Below are 9,109 nucleotides of genomic sequence, written 5' to 3' on the forward strand. Positions count from 1 at the left end.
CGCCGAAGGCGCACCCCTGGAGGAGTACGCCGACGGCGTGCGCATCCTGCGCGCCCCCGAAGACCCCGTCACCTTCCCCCTGGCCACCGGCTCCCTACTGGCCTGGACCATGGCCTTCAACCACACCCTCACCCGCACCGCCCTACGCGCCACCCAGGCCGGCTCGTACGACGTCATCCACGCCCACGACTGGCTCGTCGCGCACACCGCGATGACGGTGCGCGACCACCTGGACATCCCGCTGGTGAGCACCATCCACGCCACGGAGGCCGGCCGGCACCAGGGCTGGCTGCCCGAGGAGATGAACCGCACCATCCACGGCGTCGAGCAGTGGCTCACCACCGAGTCGGGCCGGGTGATCGTCTGCTCCGGGTACATGCGCGACGAGGTCAACGCCCTGTTCGGCGTGCCGGGCGGCCGGGTCGACGTGGTAGCCAACGGCGTGGAGCCGCACCGCTGGCGGGCGCCCGCGCGTGACGTGGCCGCTGCCCGGGCCCGCTTCGCCGGAGACGGCCCGCTGGTCACCTTCGCCGGTCGCCTCGTGTATGAGAAGGGCGTGCAGCACCTGATCGCCGCACTGCCCCGGCTGCGCGAGCGACACCCCGAGCTGCGTGCCGTGATCGCCGGCGACGGCCCGTACCGTGCGGAACTGGAGGCCGAGGTGCACCGCCGCGGCCTCGGCGGCATGGTCACCATGCCGGGATTCCTCGGCGGCACCGACCTGCCCGCGCTGATGGCCGCCTCCGACTGCTTCGCGGTGCCGAGCATCTACGAGCCGTTCGGCATGGTTGCCCTGGAAGGCGCAGCGGCCGGCGCGCCCCTCGCGGTGGCCGCCACCGGTGGCCTCGCGGAGATCGTCGAGCCCGGGATGACCGGGATGACCTTCGCACCGCACGACCCGGACGGGCTGGCCGACGCCGTGGACGCCGTGCTGTCGGACTCCGACCGTGCCCGCGACATGGCCCGACGCGCCCGCCGGATGGTCCACGACCAGTACGGCTGGTCGGCCATCGCCCAGCGCACCGCCGCCAGCTACGCCGCTGCCATCAACACCGACGCCGCGTTCACCGCCGAGCGCGCCGAGCAGCGCATGGCCCGGGGCCGCGCGCTTCCGGCGCTCCCCGAGGGCAACCTGCTCGCCGCCGCCGGCCTGCGCTGACCAGGGCTGCTGCTCGCTGATCGACTCCGTTTCCTCGCTGATCGACTCCGCTTCGCCGACATCGGGGGGTCCCCGCGCCGGGATACCCCGATGTCGGCGTCCTGGAGTCGATCAAGCGGCGAGAACTACCAACGGCGGCTGGAGAGGCGGCAGGCCGCCGACCTGGTGGGGTCGACGGCCTGCGGTGGTGCGACGGGCTGGGGTCAGCGGTCGGCGAAGGGGACGTAGTCCCGCTCGGCGGAGCCGACGTAGACCTGCCGCGGACGGCCGATCTTGGTCTCCGGGTCGCTGATCATCTCGCGCCACTGGGCGATCCAGCCGGGGAGCCGGCCGAGCGCGAAGAGGACCGTGAACATCTTCGTCGGGAAGCCCATGGCCTTGTAGATCAGGCCGGTGTAGAAGTCCACGTTCGGGTAGAGCCGGCGGGAGACGAAGAAGTCGTCGGCGAGCGCAATCTCCTCCAGCTCCATGGCGATGTCCAGCAGCGGGTCGGGCTTGGCCATCCGGCCCAGCACGTCCTGCGCGGCCTTCTTGACGATCGCCGCCCGCGGGTCGTAGTTCTTGTAGACCCGGTGGCCGAAGCCCATCAGCTTGACGCCGTCCTCCTTGTTCTTGACCTTGCGGACAAAGGAGCGGACGTCGTCGTCGCCTGCGTGGATCTGCTGGAGCATCTCCAGGACCGCCTGGTTGGCGCCGCCGTGCAGCGGGCCGAACAGCGCGTTCACACCGGCGGAGACCGAGGCGAACAGGTTGGCGTTGCTGGAGCCGACCAGCCGGACGGTCGAGGTGGAGCAGTTCTGCTCGTGGTCGGCGTGCAGGACGAAGAGCATGTCCAGCACCTTCGACATCACCGGGTCGACCACGTACGGCTCCGCCGGCACGCCGAACGTCATGCGCAGCAGGTTGTCCACGTACCCCAGCGAGTTGTCCGGGTACAGCAGCGGCTGCCCGATGGACTTCTTGTAGGCGTACGAGGCGATGGTCGGCACCTTCGCCATGAGCCGGACCGTGGAGATCTCCACGTGCTCGGAGTCGAACGGGTCCAGGCTGTCCTGGTAGAAGGTGGAGAGGGCGCTGACCGCCGAGGAGAGCACGGCCATCGGGTGGGCGTCCCGGGGGAAGCCGTCGAAGAAGCGGCGCATCTCCTCGTGCAGCAGCGAGTGCCGCCGGATCCACTCGGTGAACTCGGTCAGCTGCTGCTCGGTCGGCAGCTCACCGTAGATGAGCAGGTACGAGACCTCCAGGAAGGAGGACTTCTCGGCCAGCTGCTCGATCGGGTATCCCCGGTAACGCAGGATCCCCGCGTCGCCGTCGATGTAGGTGATCGCGGATGAGGCAGCCGCGGTGTTGACGAAACCGGGGTCGTACGTTGTCATTCCGGTTTCTTTCAGCAGCTTGCTCACCCCGATACCGGCGGGGCCCTCGACCGCGGGATGCACCGGCATCGACAGCTGCCCACCGGGGTGATCGAGCTTGACTTCCGTCATGTGGTTCCTCGCTTCGCCGGCAGATCTACGTTGAATTGCCTTCGCTTCTACCGTAATTGCGGCTCGGTGGACACCGCCCGCCGTGGTTCTGCGGTGAGGTATGCGTCACCCGATTCCCGACCGGACAGCCGGGAAACCCTGCGTCCCGGCTCGCGGGACGAGCGCCGCGCCGGTTCAGGACAGTGCGAGGCGACGCAGCGTACCGTCCGCCGCGACCTGGTAGACGTCGAGCTGGTTGACGCCGGCCCGGAACAGCTGATCGTCGGTGAGCAGCGCGGCGAATCGGCGTCCACCGGGGTCGGCCGGCACCACCGGGACGACCGCTCCGACCCGGCCGTTGACCGCCACCGCCAGCAGCGTGCCGTCCGGTATCCGGTCCGGCACGTCACCCCAGACCAGCGCCGGAAGGGTGCCGGTGTCGGGGTCCATGGCCCGGAACGCGGCCAGGTCGGCCACCCGGGCGCTGCCCCCGGGCGGGCCGGCGCGGACCTCGGTGCCCAGCAGGGGGTGCGGCGGTGGCAGCGGCGGTGGGGCGGGCACCCCGCCGGGGAAGGTGACCGGTTCGCCGGGGCGGTCGTAGAAGTGCTTCGTACCGTCGGTGCGGGGCGCCTGCCGGGCGGAGCGGCCGTCGACCCGCCAGGGCAGCCGGATGCCCGCCTCGTCGGCGACGGTGGGCAGCAGGTCGACGTGTTCCCAATTGCGGTCGTCCACCCGGCCGGCCTGCTGCCGGGGTTCCTTGACGAACATCGGCACCCAGGCGACCTCGCCGGCGGCGGCCTTGATCGCGTCCATCCCCCGGCCCTGGGCGCCCGGGCGGAAGCTCACCCCGTGGTCGGCGGTCACCACGACGAGGGCCTGGTCGTAGAGGCCGCTGGCGCGCAGCGTGCGCAGCGTCTCGCCGATCAGCCGGTCGGTGTAGCCGAGTTGGGCGAGGTGCCGCTGTCGGGCCAGCTCGACCCAGCCGGCGCCGTCGTTGGGCAGGTCCTCGGGGGCGTCGTAGCGGGCCCCGGACGGCAGGAACGCCCATGGCGAGTGCGGCATCAGCAGGTGCAGGAAGTGCAGGGCGGGTCGGGGTGCCGGTTTCAGCCCGGCCAGGAAGCTGGTGAACCGGGCCGGTTGGTTGTCGTCCAGGCTGTCCCAGCGGAACTTCGGGTCGGCCGGGACCGGCTCGGCGGCGTCCAGGCCGGCCTCGGCGCGGGTCTGCTCCCGGTAGGAGTCCTCCGGGTCGACCCGGGCCTCGGTCGGCCCGGCGACCTGGCCGAGCAGCTTGCCGGTCTCCCGCACCAGCACGCCGAGCCCCTGTTCCGGGGCGACCGGCTGCTCGCAGCGGCTGGGTGGGCAGAGCCGGGTGATGCTCTCCTCGGCGCGGATGTCGTACAGGCCGCCGAAGGCGGTGAAGATGTTGTCCGGGTACTGCGAGTAGTGCGGCGCGATCGACCGCGCCGGGTAGCGGCCGGTGAGCATCGCCGGCAGCGCGTTGGGGGTCCAGCCGCTGACCCCGGTGGCGTTGCGGTACCAGGTCGAGGCGCCGGCCAGCTCGGCGAAGTGCGGGAACCGGGCGGCGTCGATCCGGCCGTCGCCGCCGAGCAGACTGACCAGGGGCAGCTCGTCGAGGATCAGCATGACCACCGGCGGGTGCACGGCAGCGCCCTGCGAGGTGCCGGCCGCGCCGCCGTCGCCGCGCGGCAGCACCACCGCCGAGGTGGGTGAGGCGAGCAGAAAGAGCGCCACGAAGGCGACCGGTCCGGCGGCGGCCAGTCGCAGCATCCGGCCCGGCGCCCGCCACCGCCGGTGCGCGGCCGCGCCGGCCGCACCGGCCAGCACGGCGACCAGCAGCAGGGGTACGCCCCGAAGCGGCGTCACGTGCCGGCCCACCTGCACGGCCAGCGCGGCCAGCAGCAGCCCGACCAGCCCGGTGTGGGTGAGCGCGCGGGCGGTCCGGCCGGCGAGCCGGCTCAGCGCGCCGAGCAGCGCCACCGGCACGGTGGGCGCCACCGCCACGAGGGCGAGCAGTAGCAGGATCTGCCCCGGGCCGGCCCGGTGGAACAGGAAGAAGTCGGGGCTTTTGCCGAGCACGTCCAGCAGCGGCTGGGTGACCGCCAGCCCGACCAGCGCCACGACCTCCAGCAGGCGGCACAGCTCACCGCGCCAGCCCCGGTCCCACCGTCCGGTCACCGGCTCTCCGGCCGGTCGTTCCGGCGGCGGTCCCGACGCTGGTTCAGCCACCCATCACCGCCCGGTAGAGCGTGCGGGTGCCCGAGGGCAGCTCCAGACGATCGGTGATCCGGCCCCGGGCCGCGAGCAGGCGCTCGAAGGTGTCGCGCCGGTAGTCCGGGAAGAGGCCCTCGGGCTTGTTGGCCAGCAGCCGGCGGGCCATCGGGTCCTCCGGATGCACGAACTCCGCCACCACGGCGCCGCCCGGCGCGGTCAGCCCCGCCAGCCAGTCGATCACCTCGGGCAGCGGCACGTTCCGGCCGATCGCCAGGTGGTGCACCACGGCCAGGGCGAGCACCGCGTCGGCCGAGGCCCGCTCGGTGAAGCCGGCGCGCTCGACGCCCCGCCAGCCGCCACCGGGCGACGGGTCGGCCAGGTCCAGCACCAGCGGCAGGATCCGGCGGTGCCCCTCGGCCCGCAGCGCCCGGTACAGCTCGTCGACCACGGCCGGGTCCTGCTCGACGGCGACCACGTAGTCGGCGTGCCCGGCCGCCAGCCGGGCGTACCGGCCGTCGTTGGCGCCCAGGTCGAGCACCAGGCGGGGCCGGGCTCCGGCGGTCAGCGCGGCGGACACGAACTGCTCCTTGGCCGCCCGGTCCTGCGCCGAGTAGCCGCAGGTGCGCTGGTAGTCGGACCAGTGGCTGCCCGCCGAGCGACGGTCCAGCTTGCGGACGAGTTTCTCCATGCCGCGCACGGTGGCCAGCAGCAGTTCCCGGGAGAAGCCGGCGGCCCGCAGCTGGGCCCGTACGTCGGTGGTGCTGGCGGCGGCGTTGCGCTGCTGCATGGCGCCGTGCAGGTGCAGGTGGGTCAGGACGCCGGGGCGCAGCCGCCGGGCTCCGCCGAAGAGCGGGCGGAGCTGCTCGGCCTCGATGCCGTCGACCCGGGCGCGCAGCCACGGCTGGAAGTCCACCCCCAGGTGGGCGGTGAGCAGCAGCGGATAGAGCACGGTCTGGCAGAACTGCCGGTAGCCGGCCCACGGCTCGCCGTCGCGCACCGGCTCGAAGGAGCCGATGTCGATGAAGACCGCTTCGGCGCCGCGCCACTGCAGGTTGTAGGCCGAGCCGTCCTTGGTGGTGAAGCCGTCGGCGAGCGCGGCGCGCAGGATGTCCAGGTGCAGCAGCGCGGCGTCGCGCAGCATGGTGAAGGACCACTCGTACGGGTGGGAGACGAACGGGATGCGTTCGTGGCGCAGCACCGCCGCCCACGGATCACCGGCGGACGCGGGCACCAGCGCGGGCGGCGCGTCCTCGGTCGCGCAGACCTTGCCCGCGGCAACCAGCGCCGGAAAGAAGGCGGTGGCTCGCAGCGTCCGCCAGTGCTCGGCGGCCTGGGTGTCCAGCCCGCGCAGCACCTCGTCTCCCACGTGGAAGACCCGGTTGGCCGGGTCGCGGAAGGAGGCCGGCTCGGGCCGGGCCGCCGCGGGTGAGATCGCCATCGCCGGAACGGGCCGGCTCACCGCTGGTCGGTGGGCTGCCGGCGGAACCGGTCGACCAGGCGTCGCCAGTAGAGCTTGGCGGCGACCGCGGCCCCGGCCACCCCGCCCACGACCGCCTGCACGATCAGGCTGCCGGATCCCGCGTCCAGGTAGGCCAGATGTCTCACCGATCGCTCCTTGCCGTCGCCGTCTCGACACCGGCGTCCCGGGCGTGCAGCGCTGAGGCTTTTTGACCCAGAAAGCCGGACTTGTCCCTCACCGTACGCCGATCGTCGGCGCCGTACCGGACACATCCCTGGACTCCCAGCCTCGCCACAGAAAGCGACCGGGACGGCAGCACCCTCGGTACGCTGCGGACGTGCGCTGGATGGTGGTCGACGCTCCGCTGGACTCCTCCGGCGCCGGTCGCGGCGAGGAGCGGGCCCCGGCCGAGCTGCGCCGCGCCGGACTGCTCGACGCCCTGGGCGCTGACGACGGTGGCCGGGTGGACGAGGCGCTGCTGCGCGATCCCGTCCGCGACCCGGCGAGCGGCCTGATCGGCGCCGCCGGCCTGCGCCGGGCCGGCACGGCCCTCACCACCCGGATCTCGACGCTGCTCGCCGACGGCCGCCGGCCGCTGGTGCTCGGCGGGGACTGCGCGATCCTGCCCGGCATCTGCCGGGCCCTGCCCCCGACGACGGAGCTGTGGTTCGTCGACGGCCATCCGGACTTCTTCGACGGCGCGACCTCCCCGACCGGCGAGGCCGCCGACATGGACCTCTCCGTGATCACCGGGCACGGCCCGGCCGCCGCCACCGGGCAGGACGACGCGTCGCTCGACCCCGGCCGGGTCCACCTGCTCGGGCACCGTCCGCCCACCGACGACAGCAGCCGGGCCGAGACGGCCCGGATCGACCCGGCGATCCGCCAGGTGCCCGCCCCGGAGCTGCTGCGCCGGGGCGCCGGGACCGTCGGGGCCGGGCTGGCAGCCGGCGGGGACGGGCCGGCCTGGCTTCATCTCGACCTGGACGCGGTGGACCCCCGCGACCTGCCGGCGGTGACCTATCCCGAGCCGGACGGGCTGCGCTGGCCGGACCTGGTCGCGCTGGTCACCCCGCTGGCTCGCGCCGACCGGCTGCTCGGAATGAGCGTGACCGACCTGAACGTCGACGAGGACCCCGACGGGCGTCACGCGCGACGCGTCGTCGAGGTCCTCGCGGAGGTGCTGGGCACGGCGGGCCGCTGACGGGGTTCAGCCCCGCCGGTGGTGCATGCCGAGGCGCAGCAGCACGAAGCGCAGCACGGTGGCGGCCAGGTTCGCGGCCACCAGCACGGCCAGCTCCACCGGCCGGGTCGGTACGGCGGCGACGGCGTGCAGCACGGCCAGCGAGCCACTGGTCAGCGCCAGGCCGAGCGCGAAGGCCAGCAAACCCTGCGCGTGGTGCCGGCCGGCGTGCCGGCGCCCGGTGATGCCGAACGTCAGTCGCCGGTTCGCGGCCGTATTCGCCACCGCGGTCACCAGCAGCGCCAGCAGGTTCGCCGGCTGCGCGCCGAGCGCGCCCCGGGTAACCACGAAGAGCAGCAGGTACGCCAGCGTGCTCGCCGCCCCGACCACGGCGAACCGGACCAACTGCCGGGGCAGCCCGACCGGCACCGGCGGCGGCGCGGTCAGTGGGGCCCGGCCCAGCTGCGCGCGCAGCTCGGTCAGCGGCAGCGCGCCGGTCAGCAACGCCCGGCCCAGCCGGCCCATCCCGCGCAGGTCGGCCAGCGCGGTGGCGACGATGTCGACCCGGCTGTCCGGGTCGTCGACCCAGTCCACCGGCACCTCGTGGATGCGCAGCCCGGCCCGCTGGGCGAGCACCAGCAGCTCGGTGTCGAAGAACCAGCCGGTGTCCTGAACCAGCGGGAGCAGCCCGCCGGCCACGTCCGCGCGGATCGCCTTGAAACCGCACTGCGCGTCGGAGAACCGCGCCGCCAGGGCGCCGCGCAGCAGTAGGTTGTAGGCCCGCGAGATCACCTCCCGCCTGGCCCCGCGCACCACCCGGGAGGTACGGGCCAGCCGGGTGCCGATCGCCAGGTCGGAGTGGCCGGAGATGAGCGGCGCGACCAGTGGCAGCAGCGCCGCCAGGTCGGTGGAGAGGTCCACGTCCATGTACGCCAGCACCGGCGCGGACGAGGCGGACCAGGCCGCGCTGAGCGCCCTCCCCCGGCCCTTGGTGTCCAGGTGCCGTACGCCGACGCCGGGCAGCTCGGCGGCGAGCGCCTCAGCCACCGCCAACGTGCCGTCCACGCTGGCGTTGTCGGCGATGGTGATCTGGAACGGGTACGGGAAGTGCTCGCTCAGGTGCGCGTGCAGCCGCCGTACGCACGGCCCGAGGTCAGTCTCCTCGTTATAGACCGGGATCACCACGTCCAGCACCGCGCCGGCGGTGGGCCCGGCCTGCACGGCGGCCCGGGGCACGCCCAGGACGCTCACGCCGCCTCCCTGCCGGTGCTCAGGTCGTAGACCGTGACGCCGTCCACGGTCTGCGCCGTGAAGGTCTCCGCGACCCAGGCGGCGATCTCCTGCGCGGCGGAGCTGCCACCGTTGGCCCGGAAGCCTCCCCCACCGACGAAGTAGTGGATCTCGCCGTCGACGACGTGGCGCTGGAACTGCGCCAGGGTCGGCGACGGGTCGCTGCCGTTGAACCCGCCGATCGGCATCACCGGTTCGCCGGTGGCCAGCTGGTAGCCGGAGGCGTTGTTGGAGCCGACAGTCGCCGCCACCCAGGTGTAGGTGTCGCTGTCGCGCTCCAGCAGCTCACGCAGTGCGGCGCTGGGCTCGCGGGCGTCGAG

7 protein-coding genes and 1 pseudogene are annotated in these 9,109 nt (G+C 73.5%); 2 read left to right on the forward strand and 6 right to left on the reverse strand.

Annotated elements, in window-relative coordinates; genetic code table 11:
* Positions 1-1,159 (forward strand): glycosyltransferase family 4 protein (locus tag EAD98_RS27255; RefSeq protein ID WP_147457501.1); only part of this gene is annotated, 1,159 nt, incomplete at its 5' end.
* A gap of 203 nt (positions 1,160-1,362) precedes the next feature.
* Here the strand turns inward: EAD98_RS27255 and EAD98_RS27260 are convergent.
* From EAD98_RS27260 to EAD98_RS31365, 4 genes are all read right to left on the reverse strand, one after another.
* The gene (locus EAD98_RS27260; protein WP_121656827.1) at positions 1,363-2,646 is read right to left on the reverse strand and encodes a citrate synthase; all 1,284 of its coding nucleotides are present in this window, start codon (positions 2,644-2,646) and stop codon (positions 1,363-1,365) included.
* Positions 2,647-2,820: 174 nt separating this feature from the next.
* Positions 2,821-4,821, reverse strand: a complete 2,001-nt coding sequence (locus tag EAD98_RS27265; RefSeq protein WP_233583993.1) for a sulfatase-like hydrolase/transferase — start codon at positions 4,819-4,821, stop codon at positions 2,821-2,823.
* A gap of 43 nt (positions 4,822-4,864) precedes the next feature.
* Positions 4,865-6,295, reverse strand: a complete 1,431-nt coding sequence (locus EAD98_RS27270) for a class I SAM-dependent methyltransferase (RefSeq protein WP_121656829.1) — start codon at positions 6,293-6,295, stop codon at positions 4,865-4,867.
* 17 nt (positions 6,296-6,312) lie between these two features.
* Complete coding sequence (locus EAD98_RS31365; RefSeq protein ID WP_179778832.1) at positions 6,313-6,462, reverse strand: hypothetical protein; 150 nt, start codon at positions 6,460-6,462, stop codon at positions 6,313-6,315.
* A gap of 200 nt (positions 6,463-6,662) precedes the next feature.
* Between EAD98_RS31365 and EAD98_RS27275 the strand changes: the two genes are divergently transcribed.
* Positions 6,663-7,520, forward strand: coding sequence for an arginase family protein (locus tag EAD98_RS27275; protein WP_233583994.1), 858 nt, complete (start codon positions 6,663-6,665; stop codon positions 7,518-7,520).
* Between the two features lie 6 nt (positions 7,521-7,526).
* Here EAD98_RS27275 and EAD98_RS27280 read toward each other — a convergent pair whose 3' ends face one another.
* Positions 7,527-8,750: a glycosyltransferase gene (locus EAD98_RS27280; RefSeq protein ID WP_199723580.1), complete on the reverse strand. Its 1,224-nt coding sequence runs from the start codon at positions 8,748-8,750 to the stop codon at positions 7,527-7,529.
* Positions 8,747-9,109: pseudogene (locus tag EAD98_RS27285) on the reverse strand (glycosyl transferase); the annotation flags it as partial. The gene EAD98_RS27280 and the pseudogene EAD98_RS27285, both read right to left, overlap by 4 nt.

This window comes from Micromonospora sp. CV4, from assembly GCF_003667455.1.
GTDB lineage: Bacteria > Actinomycetota > Actinomycetes > Mycobacteriales > Micromonosporaceae > Micromonospora.